Genomic DNA, 18,605 nt, shown 5'->3' on the forward strand with positions numbered 1-18,605 from the left:
TTATTTCTTGTGTTTAGTTTAAAATCTACCTTCCATGGCTCCAATCTGGCGCAAATCATAGCGCATCTCACGATCAATTTCGTAGGCGGAAATCTTGATGCCATAAGTTTCATCTCGTTTATAAAGGATATCTCCGTTTTGTAAATTGATTAAATAGCAGTAGTAAGGATCATCGTCTTCTAAATTGTAGACGGCAATAACACCAAACAAGTAGTTATAATTGAGTGGATCCATGCTGCCAGGGACATACTTCCGACAAGTGCTAAAACCTGTTTTCCGCATCCAATAAGCCTCTCTTATTAAGGCATTAAATTGAGTTCCTAAATTGTACTCGTGCAATGCAGTTGTATCCCAATCAGCTCGAAAAAGAGGGTCCGTGCCGGAACTAAATTTATCTTTCATCCGAACCATATATGAATATACCTTAATCCCTACTTCTCTGCAGGTTCTAAAATCGGCGGGGTATAAATCTTTAGAATAGGGGATTATCCTTGGTTCCAAAACTAAAACCGAATCCAATGGATAGGGAACCTCTGGTTTTTCAACATTTTTAGCAGAGAAACCTTGCTTTGCCTTTTCAAGATAAGATTGGTCCTCAAGCATTGTAGCCTCTATTGCTGCACTATCCCTCAACTCTGGTATTAGATGTAAGTAGTAATCAACATAGTGATACTTTAAAGCCATTTCCCTTCTTCTTGGACTCAAAGTACTATCCGGTTCAAAATGCAAATCCGGCAATGGCTTTAAAAATTCTCGGTAAGGATCAAGAATGTTGTTATGCGCGAAAAACATTCTGTTTAAGTCTTTCATCATCATTTGTGCCTCCAAATCATTGGGATTTAATTCGAGGTAATTCAAAATCTTGCGACGGGTTATTGCCGTAAACTGCTTGGATGAGACTCTTCTAAGGAATAAATAAAAAGCCTGCACCGGACCTTGATTTAATCGAGGCTCTTTTTCCTGTAAATAATTTGCTGCCGAGGATTTAAAGGCTGCCAAGCCATATAAAGCCCTTAGCTCCCCACGGATTAAAAATTGGTTGGAAGGGAATTGCTCTTTTAAGCAAGCAATATTATACCATGCCTCAGCATAGTCCTGCTCCAATAATTGCCAGTGTATGGCCTCGAATGAACATTGAAGTTTAAATTCCTCGAATGAAGCTATGGCAGCAGTTTTTGATTGACTTGACACTTTGGGCTGACGCTGAATCTGACCTATACGCTTTTGAATATTGGGATGACATTGACTATCATCGACATACTCATAATCGGTAGAGACAGAATCATTAGCCCCCTCCAAATAATAGCTTGGTACTTTAGGAAAGTCACCTAACTCAAATAGATCGGTATCTAGATGGCAACGACCAAAAGGGTGATAGGTTCCATGTAAATGAACCAGGCATTCCTCCGCAGCTTCTAATTGATAACCCGCGGCTTGAAAAATTTCTGCTCCGATAGAATCCGCTTCTAGTTCCTGATTCTTAGATCGATGAACCAGTGATTCAAGGTACTCCACTCGATCCAAATCCGTTCTTTCTATCCGGTTCTGGACAAAGCTTTCAAAACTATGCTTCAGCTTATAATGGGCAATCTCATGAGCTATAACAAAAGCCAACTCATCCTCTGATTGTAAATGGGCTATAAGATTTGGGCCTATACCTATGATTCCGTTTCCCAAGCAAAAACCAATGGGCGATGAACTTCGATAGAGATAAATACGGATCTCCTTACTTAAGTTCGGATCATCCTGAAGCAACTTATTTTTAATACGCTCCAAATAAAGACTCACTGGATCTCCAAAAGAGAATTTCCCACTTTTTAGAAAATACAGTGTACTGTAATACTGGTTAAATTCATAGTCACTTAGCGGATCGCCAATTTTCAGGCTATCCACATCTTGATCTAATCGATCTAAAAAATCTTCCGGAATATATCCGGCTACTTGAATGGGATGATAATCTTTCTGGTAATTATGCCCCACGCTCTGGGCAAAGCTGCCGTTTGAAACAAAAAGTAAAAAAAGCAGGTAAACAGGAATAAGGCTCTTCTTCATTTAAGGCTGAAACTTAATTAACTGGTACTCCTCATCCGCTCCTAGGAAGCTGAAATAAGACTGTTCTTTCTCGCTGTAGTAAATGCTTTGGGTTTTAAAGTAGAGGTCATTCTCTAAGATCATATCCTCCCAGATTTCCAGCTTCTCCTCTTGTCCGTTTCCAGGGTTAAACAATAAGTAATTCGGAAAACCCTCATCAAATTCATCAAATACATCTACTTCCTCATAACTTACCTGACCGATTTCATTCTCAGGGATATCATTATAGATAATTTCCAGTTTACCATCACTTAAGCGCGAATAGAATGAGAAGTAATCAAACTCCCCCATGGGTTGAATGGATAATTCCTTATCCGTAGAAGTCATCGCTACCAGATCATTCTGCTGCCACATATAGCGATGCATTTTGGCCAAATTATTCTTCCACACAATATCACCTGCCGGATTAATCTTCAATAGAATTAAATCTTCCAGATCAAACTTTTCTCCCATTAAGGTTCCCATTGTCGCTAAGGAAGTAGAGTAAAATGGTCGGTAGATAAGACGTTCACCAATCAGGTAACAATTACCTGCGGCATCGAAATGCAATACTATTTTGGTGAAAACTTGCGGGATAAAAGGCTCCTCTCCTGCATCGCCAGACTCCAGGAATTTATCTACGAAACTCTGATCAAATTTATGGCGACGCTGTAAGCTAAAACTCTGGCTGGCCGGATCAAATACATAGTATAGTAAACCCTCGGTGGCAATATCTTCATAGATTTCAGAAATCCGCTCTAGCTCTGGATATAGGTCCTCATCTTCATCAGCTCTTTGATAAAAAGCAGTTAGTACCACCTCACCTTGGGGATTATTTGCCAATTGATAGCTAAAAGGAATTAATTGCTCCTTTTCTACCATAGGCAGAGGGTAGGATTTGGCTTGATAGGCATTGGCTTTTTCTAAAACCAATAATTCGCGGTTATTCTGAAGGTAGATATTTCCATCCTTATCAAAAGCTATATCGCTATTGATCTCCTCAAGCTCCAACTGCATTTTATACTCATAACTGCATTGCTCTTGCAATTGAAGATCGAAGACATTTAATTGCTTCTCGGTTTTATCCAAATCACCATTATAAGCTGCCGATTGAATTACGATGTGATCCCCAATTAAGCTCAATTTATCCACGCCCCGATCACTGCGATATTCGTACTTACGAGCGGTCAATTGCACCGCTTTCTCCAGTCGACGCGTTTCTACATTAATGGGATAAGCCATTACCATTAAAACATTTCGAGAAGAATTATCCTCGCGGATGAAAGCCATAATCTTACCATCAATCCAGGCCAGGTTTAAAAGTCCGTATTCCACTCCGGTGCGTTGGCGAATGGTAACATCAAATTGACTCTCTTTATTAAGACTCTTCTTATCAAAGATCACCACCCGAATCATATCATGGGTCACATTGGCGCAGTAAAACTTACTATCATCTTCATGTAAAATCTTGGGAGCATAACCCGAATCTTCGGTTTCGAAAATTTCACTTTTAGTAACTTGGCTTTGAGCCGAAAGGAATAGAGTAGCAAGGCTCAAAATCGAGCTGAACAGGACTTTTCTCATAATAGGTTCTTCTATGGACCCTATGCTCAATAGATGAGAATTGCGAAGGGACCAGGTTTAATCCCGCGCAAAATACAAATAAGCAGGGGCATTTCCAGCCAATTGACAGGCCAATCCTATGCCTAAAAGTTTAGTAGTGAAATGAATAAATTTGAGGACAAAGGAACTAGAAGTTCGCTCGAATTTCTCCTTTCAAATAGCGAATGGCTCCTTTGGTTGGAAAATTCTCCATGGTCATCACCTTATTCAAAATGTGCTTACTGAGGTCGAATGCCGGTGCATCTGGATCAATATCCTGAGCCCAATTATTGATCATTCCCACTGTAGCACTTTTGGCATTTACAGCCAGATTCCAAGCTTCGTCACTCAGATAGATTTGCTGCGACAAATTATGCTCAAACTCAATACGGATACTCTCTACCAGTAGATTACGATACTGACGAGCTTTCATATCCTTAGCTGGTACTCTAATCAATAATCGATCAGGGTGAATGCGTTCTAAAAACAAAGCAATACGCTCGTAAGCCGCCATCCGCACAGGCAAAGCACTTTTTTGAGTTTCCTTTTTCAGGAAGTATAAACGGCGCTTTTCCTCATTATCCATAAAATTGGATAGCATCATATAGGTCAAGACCAATAAAAATATGGAGGGTAATGCGTATTTGAGTATTTCAATAAAAAGCTCCATGTCAGAGTAGGAAAATTTATGGGGCCTCAAATATCGTAAAAATCCTAAGGTGACGAGGTGAAATTCGTAGCTTTGCTCGCTATCATAGGGAGCATATGAATAAAATATCGCAGCGTATCCTTGACTTATCCGAATCGGCCACAATTGCAATGAGCCGTCGGAGTCGCGAAATGCGTGAACAAGGATTGGACGTTATCAGCCTTTCTTTAGGCGAACCAGATTTCGAAACCCCTGATTTTGTGCGCCAAGCCGCCAAAGAGGCCATCGATATTGGTTATTCCCATTATCCACCCATCCCCGGATATCAGGATTTAAGACAAGCCATTGCGCACAAATTGAAACGCGACAACGGATTGGACTATACTGCAAATCAAATTGTAGTATCCACCGGCGCGAAACAATCCTTGGCCAATGTGATTTTATGTACGGTTGATCCCGGTGATGAAGTGCTCTTACCGGCGCCTTATTGGGTAAGCTATTACGAGCAAATTCGTTTGGCAGGAGGAACTCCGGTTATCATCCCTACCGCTATTGAAAACGACTTCAAGGTTACCAGAGACGATCTCGAAAAATACCATACGGATAAAACCAAATTGGTAATTTTTAGCTCACCCTGTAATCCCTCAGGTTCTGTATTTAGCAAGGAAGATCTAGCTGAAATTGCCGATTATCTAAAAGCTCATCCCAATGTTATTGCGATTAGCGACGAGATTTATGAGCTGATTAATTTCAAGTCTCAGCATGTAAGCCTGGCCTCTTTTAGTGAAATTTACGATCAAGTTGTTACCGTAAACGGACTTAGTAAAGGCTTTGCGATGACTGGCTGGAGGATTGGCTATATCGCCGCTCCTCAAGAAATCGCCGATGCCTGCGTAAAAATGCAGGGGCAATTTACCTCAGCCACTTCCAGTATTGCTCAAAGAGCTGCACTGGCCGCCTTGCAGGCCGATCCCTCTGAAATGGATTACATGAAAGAGGCTTTTGAAGAACGCAGAGCTAAAGTTGGTGAGTGGTTACGCGAAATTCCAGGCTTGAAGGTTAATCAGCCAGAAGGCGCCTTCTATTTTTTCCCGGATGTAAGTGCCCTATTGGGTTCTAAAATTGGGGACAGAACCATTAATGATTCTGCCGACCTTTGCATGTACCTGCTTGAAGAGGCTTTGGTGGCATTAGTACCAGGTGATGCCTTTGGTAGCCCCGAATGTATTCGGATATCGTACGCTTCCTCCTTAAAAGATTTGGAAACCGCCCTTAGTAGAATTAAAGCGGCAATTGAAAAATTAGACCATGCTTAAAGCTCAGGAAATGATGGCCCTCTTCAATTTGGCCATCGAAGATTATCATATCAAAGATCATGTTGATCAGGAAATGAAAAACCCATTTCCCATGGATAGCCTCCAGGAAATGCTGTATCAGAAAAACTGGATCGACACCGTGCAATGGCATTTGGAAGATATTATCCGTGATCCGGCAATTAAGCCTCAAAAAGCCCTGGAAATAAAACGTCGCATCGATGCTAGCAATCAGGATCGTACCGATATGGTGGAGCAAATTGATGACGCGATTCTCTCCTTGTACACTGATGTTCAAGTACAATCTTTTGCCCGTTTAAATACTGAAAGTCCAGGTTGGGCCATTGACCGCTTGTCCATTTTGGCTTTGAAAATTTTCCACATGAATGTGGAAGCCCAGCGCGAAGATGTGACACCAGAGCTTTTAGCGAAAAATCAACACAAACTCTCTGTTCTCAAAGTTCAGGAGGAAGACCTCTGCACCGCCATCGATCAACTATTGGATGATTTAGCGACCGGCAAACGCATTGCCAAGGTTTATCGCCAGATGAAGATGTACAATGATCCGGAACTAAATCCGGTGCTTTATCAGAATAAGTAATGCGGATCTTAGTCCAGCGTTTTTCCGCCCTGGGCGACATCATGATCCTGCTACCTATACTTCAGCAGCTTAAAGCCGAGCATCCCGAACATGAAATAGCCCTCCTGAGTCGTCCCTATATAGGAAGGCTTTGCCAGGATTTGGGCCTTCAATTCTATGGCGCTCAATTGCAAAAGGAGCATAAAGGAGTACTAGGCTTAAAGCGTTTGGTAAAAGAGGTTAATCGCGACTTTAAGCCGGATTTGCTAATTGATGCGCATTCGGTTTTACGTACCAAAATCATCAGCAAGTTTTTCGCACTCAAAGGAGTTCCCACCGAAAGCCTGCATAAAGATCGACAAGCTCGCAAAGCTTTTTTAGAGAGTACAAATCCTGCTCAGGCAGCTCTGGCTCCCATAAGTCAGTTACATCTGGATTGCTTTGCTCGTCAAAATATCTCCATCTCATTTAATCGGGATAGCATTAAAGCTGCTCCTTATCAATTAAGCGCTGAACATTTGCAATGGTGGGAAGAATCCAAGGCAGAAATCAATATTGGTATCGCCCCTGGCGCTCGACATAAATCCAAGGAATGGCCTCGTGAAAAGTTCATTGCCCTGCTTAAGGATCTGGGAAGACCAAATAGAAAGTTCTTCCTCTTTGGTGGGCCTGATGAAGTAGAAGGCTTAAGAGAACTGGCCAAAGCCGCTGAAGTTTCTTTCGAGATAGTCGCAGGCAAATTTAAATTGGATCAGGAAATTGCCTTGATGAAACATTTGGATGTTTTCGTAAGTCATGATTCTTCCAATATGCACATGGCCGCCTGGAGTGGCTGTCCGGTGGTTTCCATTTGGGGTGGCACGCATCCCGGCGCTGGCTTTGCGCCCTATGCTAATGAGGATCATATGGTTTCCTTAGATCCAGGCACACTCGATTGCCAACCTTGCAGCATTTTCGGGACCAGTACTTGTAAAAGAGGGGACTTCGCCTGTATGCAAGATTTAGCGGTTAGTAAAGTAGCTGAAAAAGTAAATTCCTTGATCTAGGCTACTCCAACCATTCATTCAATTCATGCATCTTTATAAAAACAAAGAGCATGAAAGCCAGCCACTTCCTCCTACTCATTTTCTGTTTACTGGGTGCTAATCTTATGGCACAATACGAGCCTGGCGACAGTACTGAAAAACGCCCCTTCGCCATTATTGAAACCATTGAAGGTGATGAATTCGAAGGCTACCTAATTTATCAGGATACCAAGATTATTACCATCGAAGATCGCAATGGTCATCAAATCACCATTAAGGTGGAACAAATTAAAGAACTAAGCTTCGAGCAGGAGACATTCTCTAAAGCAGTGCATTATAACCTCCAAGCCAGTCGCTATTTCTTCGGCCCCAATGCATTAAACATGAAAAGAGGCGAAGGCTATTATCAAAACAACTGGGTATTCCTAAATCAACTTTCGGTTGGATTGAGTGATCGATTTACTATTGGAGTAGGTACTATCCCCCTTTTCATCTTTGGCTATGGTGCTCCTACCCCAGTTTGGATAACTCCAAAATTTAGTGTTCCCATAGTTCCTGGGAAATTAAATGTAGCCGCTGGTGGCCTATTTGGATCGGTATTAGGAGATGAATTCAATAATACCTTTGGCATCGGATACGGTGCCTTTACCTTAGGGGATTACGATAAAAACGTGACTCTATCCATTGGCTATGGTATGTCGGATGGTGATTGGAGTGAAAACCCCACCATTAGCTTAAGTGGCATGCTTAGAGTTACGCGTAAATTCTACTTGATAACTGAGAATTATTTAGTCTTTGATACTTTTATCGCTTCATTAGGAGGGCGCACGGTTTGGCGCGAAGTAAGTCTGGATTATGGCTTCTTTACTCTGCCTGATGAAATTGATGCCTTGATCCCCTGGTTGGGAATTACCGTACCCTTTGACTTAAAGAAAGAATGACTTTAGTACGCTGTTTCTTTTTCCTGCTAATCTTTCAATTTACCGCGAAAGCCCAATGGCAAAGCTTAGGACCTGCCAAGGTTAATGAACAGGAGGCCTTCTGGTATTTTCATGATCCGATGGAAGCCTTTGCTCATAAATTTGAAGCAGAAATAAAAGAAGATAGCACCTTTAAGCATTGGGAACAATATGCAAGCTTCCGAATAGGGCAAGCCCTGTTCTTATTGGAAACAGCCGCCAGCGATGGTCAATACATTTACTTTTTATTAGCCCCTAAAGTAGAAGGTGACAGTAGCTTCAACCAGTTATTGGTTTTTGAAGCCCCACAAAAATTGATTCCTCCCTATTTCGACGATCTTGAGAAACGAAACAATTTTCTAAAAGAGCAATTGAACTTCGGACCCGATTATTGGTTTTACAGTACAATGATGCAAGGTCGGGCCAAACAGAATTTGGGCGAAGTTTATGAGATAAATGGAATGGCTTATCCAGTTATGGATGGCATGCAAATTCGCCAACAAATGAAAGCCATGGCAGAAGCCTATTTACAAGGCAAGTAGCTTCCCTGGCAAATCTTAAACTCAAGTCAAAATTCCCCGTACCTTTGCCGCCCTTGAATGGAATTATGAGTCAGGAAGTAAAGCCTTATCAGGCAGACGGAAGCAAGAAAGAGCAGGTAGCGGAAATGTTCGATAATATTTCGAAACGCTACGATCTTTTAAACCATGTTTTGTCTTTAAGCATCGACAAAGGTTGGCGTAAAAAAGTGGTAAAAATGGTAAAAGCCCGTAATCCGGAAATGATTCTGGATGTGGCTACTGGTACCGCGGATTTAGCTATCGCTCTTGAAAAAAGTGGTGCTCAAGCCATCACTGGAATCGACATTTCCAATGGTATGCTGGAGGTGGGTCGCAAAAAAGTGGCGGACAAAGGCCTTAGCAAGCTAATCACCCTGAAGCAGGCAGATTCCGAAAATCTTCCTTTCGCTGATAATACCTTTGATGCTATTACCGTAGCCTTTGGCGTGCGGAACTTCGAAAACCTAAAACAAGGTTTAAAAGAAATGTATCGGGTATTGAAACCCGGCGGTCATTTGGTGGTATTGGAGTTTTCACAGCCCCAGGCCTTCCCGATGAAACAACTCTACAATTTCTATTTCAAGAATATCCTTCCCGGGATTGGTAAGCTGATCAGTAAAGATAGCCGAGCCTATACTTACTTACCTGAGTCAGTGCAAGCCTTTCCACACGGCGAAGCATTCATGAAAATTATGGGAGAATGCCAATATAAGCGCGGAGCTAGAATTCCCCTTACCTTTGGTATTGCCTCTATCTACGAAGGAATAAAATAAGCCCGGTTTTGAAGCGTTCCATGATCGTGAACAAAAAGTATTTCATCCTCTTCCTCCTTTTGGGGCTTAGCCTCAATATGAGTGCGCAATTAAGTCGCCGACTTAAAAATAATCCGCGCTATGATCGCAAGGTGATTGATTTTGGTTTTTCGATTGGATTGAATTACACGGATCTGCGCACGCGCACCCTTCCTGACCTAAGCACCCAATTACCAGGCTATTACCGTGTGTATTCAGAAACTTCACCTGGTTACAATATTCGGATCATTAGCAAATTACGCCTGGGGGATCACTGGGACCTCAACTTTAGTCCTGGTTATGCCTTTACCGTGCGCACCTTGCGTTTCGACATCCTCAACCAATTTACCTTGGAAAGAGAAATGGTGGAGCGCGATATTGAATCCTCATTCTTAGAATTCCCGGTTTACTTCAAGTTTCGGGCCGATCGCATTGGTAATTACCGCATGTACCTTTTGGCCGGACCTAAATACAATATCGACCTTGCCAGTGATCAGGATGTTGAAGATGATCGCGTTTTTAAACTGAAGCGCAATGAGGTCTATTACGATATGGGGATTGGGGTAGATATCTATTTCGAATTCTTCAAATTTTCCCCGCAAATCATCTATTCCTTTGGCATCACCAATCAGAAGGTGGTAGACGACACCTTTTTGGCCGCAGGATTACAGGGAGTTTATACCCGTGGATTGCTGATCAATTTCACTTTCGAATAAATGCCACTTCTGGAGATTAGTGTTATTCCTGAGATTGCCTATGATGAGGCAAAATTAGAGGCGCATCTCCGTAAGGTCGCCAATGTTCGTTCCAATGAAAGCATTGATTTCAGATTGGAGCGCCGCAATATTGATGCGCGGGGCAAAAAGATCAAGGTAAACCTCCAAATAGCCTACGAGAAAAATCGAAAACTGGCTCCACGAGAGCTTTGTCATTTCGAATACCAAGATGTTTCCGAGGCTCCTGAAGTACATATTATTGGCTTTGGACCGGCAGGTATGTGGGCCGCCTTGCGATGTTTAGAGCTAGGATTCAAACCCATCGTTATTGAAAGGGGTAAAGATGTGCGCAGTCGCAGAAGAGATTTAAAGGCGGTAAACCGCGATAATCTGGTGGACTCCGATTCGAATTATTGCTTTGGCGAAGGTGGTGCCGGAACCTATTCGGATGGCAAGCTCTATACCCGCAGTAAAAAGCGGGGCAATATGCAGCGTATCCTCGATTCCCTAGTGGAACATGGTGCGGTGGAAGACATCCTCTTTGAAGCCCATCCTCATATTGGCACCAATAAATTACCCAAGATTGTTCAAGCCATCCGCGAAACCATACTGAAATATGGTGGCGAAGTGCATTTTGAAACTCGTCTTACAGATCTGGTTCAAGAGGGAAATCGGATCATAGAAATTCGCACTTCGGATGGAAAGACCTGGCCGGTGCAAGCCCTAATCATGGCTACCGGTCATAGTGCGCGTGATATTTATTATCTCCTGCATGAAAAAGGAATTCGCTTAGAGGCCAAGCCCTTTGCCATGGGAGTACGGGTTGAGCATCCGCAAAAGCTCATTAATAAGATTCAGTACCACGGCAATGATTATGATGAAATATTGCCAGCCGCATCTTACAAGCTAGTGCAGCAGGTAGATGGCCGTGGGGTCTATAGCTTCTGCATGTGCCCCGGTGGTTTTATAGTGCCAGCTGCCACGGCTCAGGAGGAGTTGGTAGTAAATGGCATGAGTCCCAGCAAGCGAGATAATAATTTCGCCAATAGCGGGATTGTGGTGGCGATCGAATTGGAAGATCTTTCAGATTATAAGCAATATGGTCCTTTGGCTGGACTGGAGTTCCAAAAAGAGGTAGAGAAAAAAGTTTGGGAAGCGGGTGGCTCCACACAGCAAGCCGCAGCTCAGCGATTAGTTGACTTTGTGAAAGGTCGAATCAGCCCAGAGCTGAATCCCAGCAGTTATATCCCCGGCTTGATCTCCATGCCTATGCATGAAATACTACCGCCCTTTATGGCGCAACGTCTGCAGGCTGCCTTTGTAGAATTTGGTAAGAAAATGCCGGGTTATTACAGCAATGAAGCCAATATTGTAGGCATTGAAAGTAGAACCAGCTCACCCGTACGGATTCCACGTGACCGCGAAAGCTATCAACATCCTGAAATTAAAAACCTCTTTCCCAGTGGTGAGGGTGCCGGATTTGCTGGAGGCATTGTAAGTGCGGGAATGGACGGTGAGCGTTGTGCAGAAGCCGCTGCCCATTTTCTAGAATCAAAGTAAAGCCTTCTATATTCTATTCAGATTATAGCGAGTCCTTTCATTTTCCACATCTCCAGTATTCAAAGTAGAAGCCGGCTCAAACAACAGAACTTTCACTTCTTCCTTTGCAATGGGCTTATGGTAAATACCCTTGGGGATTACGATGAATTCACCCGCCTTAATCAACTCTTGTCGATCATCAAATTCCATGATGAGCTCGCCCTCCATCACCAGAAACATTTCATCTTCTTGCTCATGCTGATGCCGAACAAATTCCCCTTTCAATTTGGCTAATTTCACCTCCTGACCATTCAGCTCCGCCGCAATATGCGGACTCCAAAACTCATGGATGCCCTTAAACTTCTCCTCCAGATTAATTGCCTTCTCCATTTTATTCTTGCTTAGTTTTTTAATTGTACTAAAACGGGCATATGGTCCGAAGGCCACAAATCATTGCTACGACGATCATCAATGCATTGATAGCTCTTCACTTTAAGATTAAGTACCAGTATATAATCAATACGCTTGGTTGGATCCGATTCCGATTGAAATCCATTAAAAGTACCAATCGGTCCTTGAGGGTCTTTACGACTCGCTTCAAAGCTGTCCTTCAACAAGGCTTTTAGCACATCCAAAGGAGGTGAATCAGGCTCTGCATTTAAATCCCCCATTACAATAATTCGCTCCTCTTGAATCTTAAACTTTTCAATTTGCGCCAAAATAAACTGGGCGGATTGTAAACGAGCTTCCTCCCCACGATGATCAAAATGGGCATTAAAAACATGAAATTGCTTCCCGCTTTTCCGATCCCTAAATTGAGCATAGGTCACTACTCTGGGCATTGCTGCATCCCAACCTACCGAAACCTGATCCGGGAAGGGCGATAGCCAATAATTCTCCCAGTAGAGCAACTCTATTTTGGCCGTATCGTAAACAATGGCTGCAAACTCCCCGGCCTTGGCACCATCATCTCGACCAACACCTATGTAGGTATAGCCCTGTAAATTGGAATCGAGATACTCAATTTGAGCATATAGAGCTTCTTGAACTCCCAGTACATCAGGATGATAACGGTTTATTAAATCTACCACCTCAGCCTTGCGCAAGGCCCAACGATTATCGCCATCATAAGCATTGCTGTAACGCAGGTTAAAAGTCATTACCCTTGATTGCGCCCCAAGCACGAGAGAAAGGAGAATTGCCGAAAAAGTGAAAACAATTTTCATCTTAGCCATCTTATATAATCTCAAATTCCAAAAGCCAATATTAGTAACTTTCCCCCATGGCACGTTTCTTTAAAAAGCGAATCGAGAATAAAGGTCTCGCTCCTGGCGCTCTGGTTTTTATTGGCCAGAAAAAACTTGATCAACCCTTATTGGGACTTCATCATTATGGTCCGGAAAACTATGACCAGGAAGAACCTAATCCTGCGGATCTAAGACTCCCGGAGGCCAAATATGAAAAGCGCTGGCTAAATGTAGTGGGCTTACATGATGCTCGATTGATGGATAACATTCAAGAGCAATTTGGTTTACATCCCCTGGCCATGGAGGATGTTATGAATACCGGACAGCGAGCGAAATTTGAGGAATTCGATGATCACCTTTTTATCACCTTGAAGATGCTGCAATTCGATGATAAAAAGGGACTGGTTCAATCGGAGCAATTAAGTCTGGTTTTTGCCGATGATTTCCTGATCAGCTTTCAAGAACAGGAAGGCGATGTTTTTGATCCGGTACGCCAACGCTTAGCCGAAGGCAAAGGCCTCATCCGCAAACGCAGTTGTGATTACCTGGCCTATGCCCTGCTGGATACGGTGGTTGATAGCTATATCTATCTGGTAGAACATATGGGCGAGAAAATCGATGACCTGGAATTACGGGTTTTGGATAGCCCTGATGAGAGCATTGTGGCTGAAATCAATACTTATAAAAGGGAATTGCATTTCGTAATGAAGGTTTTAAAACCGGTTAAGGACCTGATGGGAGGCATTATTCGTTCTAACAGTCCTTATATTCATAAAAAGGAAGTGCTTCCTTATTTCAAGGATTTGGAGGGCTTGGTTTTACACACCCTCGAATCAGTAGACACCTATCGAAACTTATTGAGTGATTATCTCAATTTGTACCATACTTCCATCAGCACCAAAATGAATGATATCATGCGGGTGCTCACCATTTTCTCCGCTATTTTCATTCCGCTCTCCTTCTTTGCTGGCGTTTATGGAACTAATTTCGAGTACTTCCCGGAACTGCATTATAAATACAGCTATTTCATTTTTTGGGGAATGATCCTGGCCGTAGCCATAAGTATGCTCTGGTACTTTAGAAGGAAGAAATGGTTTTAATAAAAAAAGCCTGACATCTTCGATATCAGGCTTTTGGTCAATATTCTTTGCTGGATTACTTAGCGAAACCCTCCGCTTTCCATTGTTGGATCAAAGCAATTTCATCCGCGGTTACAGCAGGTTTCTTCTGTTTGAAGGGCATATAATGCGAATCACTGGGATCTAATTGAATGCGATGCAAAATGCCATTTGCATGCCTTTTAACCGATTCATAGGTATTCAACATATCTGCCTTGCCCGTTTCTGGATAATGGCAGGGCGTACACTTGGCCTGCATTATTGGTTCAATATGTTGGGCATAGCTTACGGATGATTCTGTAGCAGCAGAAGACTTAAACATAGCGCAACTGGCTGCTCCAAAAATGATTAGACCGCCTACAAGTAATTTTTTGTACATCATCTTGGTTTTTGGACTGCTCTAAAGTAGCCATTTCCATGCTTCTGGTGTAAAATCAGACCTTAAAATGAGGGCTGATTCCTTAGCCAAGGCTTTTGCGATTTTAAAATAGTCTCCTTCAATAAGACTTCTTTTCATCTTCGAAAAAACGACCTTTGCCGCCACTTTTAATTCCATGAAGAAGGCCGTTGGTTTTATGCTTATTTCGGTGCTTGGGTTCTCCCTGATGAACCTCACCGTAAAATTTCTCGATCGACTGCCAGCTACCGAATTAGTGCTTTTTCGCTCCATCGTTTCCCTGATTTTAAGCCTATATTTTATTCGTCGGCGTAATCTATCGCCTTGGGGCAATCAGAAAATTTACCTGATCGGGCGCGGACTGGCTGGTGTAACTGCCCTTTCCCTCTTCTTTTATACCCTGCAAAAATTACCCCTGGGATCAGCCATCACCCTGCAATACCTCTCCCCAATTTTCACGGCCCTTTTCGGAATCTTCATTTTAAAAGAAAAGGTGAAATGGTGGCAATGGCTCTTCTTCGGATTGAGCTTTGCGGGAATTGCCATCATTAAAGGCTTTGATTCGGAAATCAGTCCTTTGCTCTTTGTACTGGGTATCAGTTCCTCCATCTTCGCTGGATTGGCTTACAACTTTATTCGCAAGGTTAAGAATACCGATCACCCCTTAGTGGTGGTCCTCTACTTCCCATTAATTGCCACTCCGGTGATGGCGATCATCTCCCTCTTTAATTGGGTCACTCCAATCGGATGGGAATGGGCTTTATTGTTATTGATGGGCGTACTTACACAGATCGCGCAAATCAATATGACCAAAGCCCTGCAATTGGTAGAAGCCAATGAAATAACCGGCTTCAAATACCTGGGTGTGGTCTTCGCTCTGGGCTTCGATTTCTTCTTATTTGGCTATACCTACGAATGGCCGGTATTGATCGGCATTGTTCTGGTAATCTCTGGGGTGTTGCTCAATTTGCTACTAAAGGCGCATCTGCGACAGCGTGCTAAGAAGCGAAATGCTGCATAAGAATCCCGGCAGCTATTCCCACATTTAAACTGTCAATCTGAGAATTACTGCCTTTGGCAATGGTAATCTTCTCTGCCCGCTGGAGCCATTCTTGCGAAGGACCATGACTTTCACTCCCCATCACTAAAGCAAGTTTAGAAATTTGACTGCTCTCCATTTCCTGGAAGGATTGCCCCTCCATATCTGCTACTAGAAACTGATGTTCCGGATATTGACTTAGAATCTCTTCAATGGAAGCATATTCAATATCCAATCGGGCCAAGGAGCCCATGGTACTTTGCACTGCCTTTGCATTATAGATATCGGTAGTCCCATTGGTGCAAATCACCTTTTCAAAACCAAACCAATCGGCCGTGCGAAGGAGGGTTCCTAAATTGCCCGGATCATTAATTCCATCCAAAATCAACAGACGATTCAGCTGCTGAGTTTTATAATCGGGAAATGGAAATAAGGCAATTAATTCATTGGAGGTACTGAGTTGGCTTAGCTTTTGTAAGAGCTCAGGCTCGATAAACTCTGCTTCCGGAAAATCAACTGTAGACCAAATGCTATGGGCCTTTAAGCCGGAATCGAGTAGGTCTTGTACTAACTTTGGACCTTCGGCAACAAAGAGCTGTTCTTGCCAGCGATGCTTGCGTTGTCGAAGCTTTCGGATTAACTTTTGAGCGGATAGACTGGGCATGACTTACATTTGCCAAAATTCAAAAGACTGCATGTTGAAGCGCCTGATCATCTGGAGCCTTTTACTCACGAGCCTTGCAGGCTGTAAATATAGCCGTTATGTGCCGGACGACCGCTATTTACTATGGCGCAGCGAGATTATTCTCGAGGATGGTGGTCGAGCAGATGCTTTGGCAGAAGGAATTATCCGCCAAAAGCCCAATCGCAAGTTTATCCTCCCTCGCTTAAGACCCGGTTTAGCTATTCATTCCTGGGGCAGCGGTGAAGAAAAAAACTTCTGGTCGCGTTTAGGTCAGGCCCCGGTTATTTTTGATCAGGCCAAAGCCGAACGCAGTGCAGATTTACTGCAATTATATTATTTCAATAAAGGCTATTTCCAAGCCCAGGTAAAGGAGGAAATAGAATATCGCTCGCATCAAAGAGCCCAGGTAAAATATCGAGTAGTGCGTGGTCCCCGTTATCGGATCGACAGTATTCAATATGAGCTAATCCCCGCTTTGGAACGTCTGCGCCTAGCTTCCGCCGATGAATCTGAATTAAAAGAAGGTCAATATTATGACCTCGAAAAACTGGATTTGGAACGCGGTCGTTTAAAGCGATTATTCCGAGACAATGGTTATTTCGACTTCAGCGACAGCTATATCAGCTTTGATGCCGACACCAATAAAAGAGCTGGCTTACACCGGGTAACGGTAAAATTGATCGTGCGCGGTATCCCTGAAAGAGCGGGCGACAGTATTGTTTATCGGGTTCCCAAACCATATTTCATCCGCAATATCTCGGTGATTCCGGATTTCGATTTCCAATCCAGGCAAGCCCCGGGCGACAGTATCCAATTTCAGAAATACCTGATTAAGTACGATAGCCTAGCCTATAAACCACGCTATTTAACCGATGCCATTCACTTTAATCAAGGTGATCTCTTTCGCCAAAGTGTAATTAATGAAACCTATTCTCACTACAGCAGCTACAATGCTTTTAATGTTACCGAAATTAATTTCCGACCGCTTAAAAGTGATACCGGTCGTTCCTTTTTAGATGTAGAAATTCGCTTGGTACCCCAGGATAAAAGAAGCTTCAATACCGAAATGGAGGTCACCAATACTTCCGGTAATTATGGAATTAGCGGATCTGTAGGTATTATCAATCGTAACCTCTTTCGTGGCGGAGAAGCTTTGAGCTTTAAAATCAACAGTGGCTTAGAATATCAACCTACCCTGGCCAATACCGAAAATCTTTCTCGAACCTTTGAATTAGGAGCCGAGATTAGAATTGACTTCCCCCGCTTTGTGCTCCCTTTCAATACGCTGAACTTAGTTCCCAAACGTATGCAACCTCGTTCCAGTGTGAGCCTTTATGCTAATCGTACTGCCAGAATAGAATTTGATCGTGAGACCTTCGGGGGGCGACTCAGTTACCAATGGAATGAAAGTGCTTTTAAGACCCATCAGGTCGACCTCTTAAACCTCAGTTTCTCGCGCTTAGACTCTATTGATGACTATTTCATTAGCCAATTGGACACCATTCAAAACTTAGCTTTCAAATCAGAATTCATCAGCAGCAGCTCCTGGAAATACACCTATAATGGACAGCAAAGTGTAAGTCAGGAATACTATGATTTTTTCAGCTCGGAAGTGGAGCTAGCCGGAAGCTTACAGTCTATTCTTGCTAATAATATCGGTAAGGTAAATGATGCCGGAACCAGCCTCTTATTTGGTGCACCGGTTTACCAATTTGCCCGAATCAATTTAGATTACCGCTATTACATCCACCCCAGCCCGGAACAGCTCTATGTTTTCCGGCTGAGTGGAGGTTATATTCACCCCTATGGTTTAAGTCAGATTGAAGGAGCCAATAGCACTTTTCGCCTCCCTCCTTTTAGTCGCTTTTTCTTTATAGGGGGTACTAACGATTTACGCGCCTGGCCTGCTTATCGTGCCGGAGGTGGTCAAGATCAGGTTTCCTCTTATACTGATACCAGTTCCAATTTTGCCATTGGTACTTTTAAACTGCTTTCCAATATCGAATACCGTTTCCCGATGTATGGCAGCTTAAAAGGAGCTGTGTTTCTGGATGCAGGAAATATCTGGCTAACTGGTGGCCTCGAATCTGAGCAAAGCAAATTCGAATTGCGAAATCTAGCTCGCGATTTATACATCGGAAGTGGATTAGGATTTCGTTTAGACCTCGATTTTTTTGTAATTCGTTTAGATATTGGATTGCGCCTTCGAGACCCTGGATACTACTCCAGTCGCGAGGAGTGGGTGATTGCCACCAAGCCTGTTTTCAATAATCTCACATATAACATTGCCTTAGGATACCCATTTTAATCTGGGT

Annotated in this window: 19 protein-coding genes; 11 read left to right on the plus strand and 8 right to left on the minus strand. The window is 43.0% G+C overall.

Annotation, left to right across the window (positions count from 1 at the left end; genetic code table 11):
• Positions 1-18: 18 nt before the first annotated feature.
• The 3 genes from H4K34_RS03130 to H4K34_RS03140 all read right to left on the minus strand — a co-directional run bounded on the left by H4K34_RS03130 (position 19) and on the right by H4K34_RS03140 (position 4,342).
• The gene (locus tag H4K34_RS03130; RefSeq protein ID WP_210759376.1) at positions 19-2,052 is read right to left on the minus strand and encodes a M48 family metallopeptidase; all 2,034 of its coding nucleotides are present in this window, start codon (positions 2,050-2,052) and stop codon (positions 19-21) included.
• Entirely contained in the window at positions 2,053-3,654 is a 1,602-nt protein-coding gene (locus tag H4K34_RS03135; protein WP_210759377.1) for a hypothetical protein, read from the minus strand.
• Between the two features lie 166 nt (positions 3,655-3,820).
• Positions 3,821-4,342: a DUF7935 family protein gene (locus tag H4K34_RS03140; protein ID WP_210759378.1), complete on the minus strand. Its 522-nt coding sequence runs from the start codon at positions 4,340-4,342 to the stop codon at positions 3,821-3,823.
• Between the two features lie 95 nt (positions 4,343-4,437).
• Here H4K34_RS03140 and H4K34_RS03145 point away from each other — a divergent pair, with 95 nt between their 5' ends.
• From H4K34_RS03145 to H4K34_RS03180, 8 genes are all read left to right on the plus strand, one after another.
• Positions 4,438-5,637 carry a pyridoxal phosphate-dependent aminotransferase gene (locus H4K34_RS03145; protein WP_210759379.1) on the plus strand — a complete coding sequence of 400 codons (1,200 nt, stop codon included), beginning with the start codon at positions 4,438-4,440 and terminating at the stop codon, positions 5,635-5,637.
• Entirely contained in the window at positions 5,630-6,235 is a 606-nt protein-coding gene (locus H4K34_RS03150) for a DUF4254 domain-containing protein (protein ID WP_210759380.1), read from the plus strand. Before H4K34_RS03145 ends, H4K34_RS03150 begins: the two co-directional genes overlap by 8 nt.
• A complete protein-coding gene (locus H4K34_RS03155) occupies positions 6,235-7,260 on the plus strand; it encodes a glycosyltransferase family 9 protein (RefSeq protein ID WP_210759381.1) in 1,026 nt (341 codons plus the stop codon). Before H4K34_RS03150 ends, H4K34_RS03155 begins: the two co-directional genes overlap by 1 nt.
• A 50-nt stretch (positions 7,261-7,310) precedes the next feature.
• A complete protein-coding gene (locus H4K34_RS03160) occupies positions 7,311-8,180 on the plus strand; it encodes a hypothetical protein (protein WP_210759382.1) in 870 nt (289 codons plus the stop codon).
• A complete protein-coding gene (locus H4K34_RS03165) occupies positions 8,177-8,740 on the plus strand; it encodes a hypothetical protein (protein ID WP_210759383.1) in 564 nt (187 codons plus the stop codon). Before H4K34_RS03160 ends, H4K34_RS03165 begins: the two co-directional genes overlap by 4 nt.
• Before the next feature lie 65 nt (positions 8,741-8,805).
• Entirely contained in the window at positions 8,806-9,531 is a 726-nt protein-coding gene (gene ubiE, locus H4K34_RS03170; protein WP_210759384.1) for a bifunctional demethylmenaquinone methyltransferase/2-methoxy-6-polyprenyl-1,4-benzoquinol methylase UbiE, read from the plus strand.
• A gap of 20 nt (positions 9,532-9,551) precedes the next feature.
• Positions 9,552-10,265, plus strand: coding sequence for a type IX secretion/gliding motility protein PorT/SprT (porT, locus tag H4K34_RS03175; protein WP_210759385.1), 714 nt, complete (start codon positions 9,552-9,554; stop codon positions 10,263-10,265).
• Positions 10,266-11,825, plus strand: a complete 1,560-nt coding sequence (locus H4K34_RS03180; RefSeq protein ID WP_210759386.1) for an NAD(P)/FAD-dependent oxidoreductase — start codon at positions 10,266-10,268, stop codon at positions 11,823-11,825.
• A 6-nt stretch (positions 11,826-11,831) separates the two neighbouring features.
• On the opposite strand, the gene H4K34_RS03185 is transcribed toward H4K34_RS03180, so the two are convergent.
• Positions 11,832-12,194 (minus strand): cupin domain-containing protein, encoded by a 363-nt coding sequence (locus H4K34_RS03185; protein WP_210759387.1) that lies wholly within the window; start codon positions 12,192-12,194, stop codon positions 11,832-11,834.
• An 11-nt stretch (positions 12,195-12,205) separates the two neighbouring features.
• Positions 12,206-12,964 (minus strand): endonuclease/exonuclease/phosphatase family protein, encoded by a 759-nt coding sequence (locus H4K34_RS03190; RefSeq protein ID WP_210759388.1) that lies wholly within the window; start codon positions 12,962-12,964, stop codon positions 12,206-12,208.
• A gap of 122 nt (positions 12,965-13,086) precedes the next feature.
• Here H4K34_RS03190 and corA point away from each other — a divergent pair, with 122 nt between their 5' ends.
• Positions 13,087-14,151 (plus strand): magnesium/cobalt transporter CorA, encoded by a 1,065-nt coding sequence (gene corA, locus H4K34_RS03195; RefSeq protein WP_210759389.1) that lies wholly within the window; start codon positions 13,087-13,089, stop codon positions 14,149-14,151.
• Between the two features lie 55 nt (positions 14,152-14,206).
• On the opposite strand, the gene H4K34_RS03200 is transcribed toward corA, so the two are convergent.
• Both H4K34_RS03200 and H4K34_RS03205 read right to left on the minus strand, forming a co-directional pair.
• Positions 14,207-14,551 carry a hypothetical protein gene (locus H4K34_RS03200; RefSeq protein ID WP_210759390.1) on the minus strand — a complete coding sequence of 115 codons (345 nt, stop codon included), beginning with the start codon at positions 14,549-14,551 and terminating at the stop codon, positions 14,207-14,209.
• 18 nt (positions 14,552-14,569) lie between these two features.
• Positions 14,570-14,725: a hypothetical protein gene (locus tag H4K34_RS03205; protein WP_210759391.1), complete on the minus strand. Its 156-nt coding sequence runs from the start codon at positions 14,723-14,725 to the stop codon at positions 14,570-14,572.
• Between H4K34_RS03205 and H4K34_RS03210 the strand changes: the two genes are divergently transcribed.
• Positions 14,724-15,587, plus strand: coding sequence for a DMT family transporter (locus H4K34_RS03210; RefSeq protein WP_246452189.1), 864 nt, complete (start codon positions 14,724-14,726; stop codon positions 15,585-15,587). The genes H4K34_RS03205 and H4K34_RS03210 overlap by 2 nt on opposite strands.
• Here H4K34_RS03210 and H4K34_RS03215 read toward each other — a convergent pair.
• The gene (locus H4K34_RS03215) at positions 15,565-16,269 is read right to left on the minus strand and encodes a TrmH family RNA methyltransferase (RefSeq protein WP_210759392.1); all 705 of its coding nucleotides are present in this window, start codon (positions 16,267-16,269) and stop codon (positions 15,565-15,567) included. The genes H4K34_RS03210 and H4K34_RS03215 overlap by 23 nt on opposite strands.
• 31 nt (positions 16,270-16,300) lie before the next feature.
• Between H4K34_RS03215 and tamL the strand changes: the two genes are divergently transcribed.
• Complete coding sequence (tamL, locus tag H4K34_RS03220; protein WP_210759393.1) at positions 16,301-18,598, plus strand: translocation and assembly module lipoprotein TamL; 2,298 nt, start codon at positions 16,301-16,303, stop codon at positions 18,596-18,598.
• Positions 18,599-18,605 lie beyond the last annotated feature (7 nt).

It is taken from the genome of Croceimicrobium hydrocarbonivorans (assembly GCF_014524565.1).
In the GTDB taxonomy this organism is placed as follows: domain Bacteria; phylum Bacteroidota; class Bacteroidia; order Flavobacteriales; family Schleiferiaceae; genus Croceimicrobium; species Croceimicrobium hydrocarbonivorans.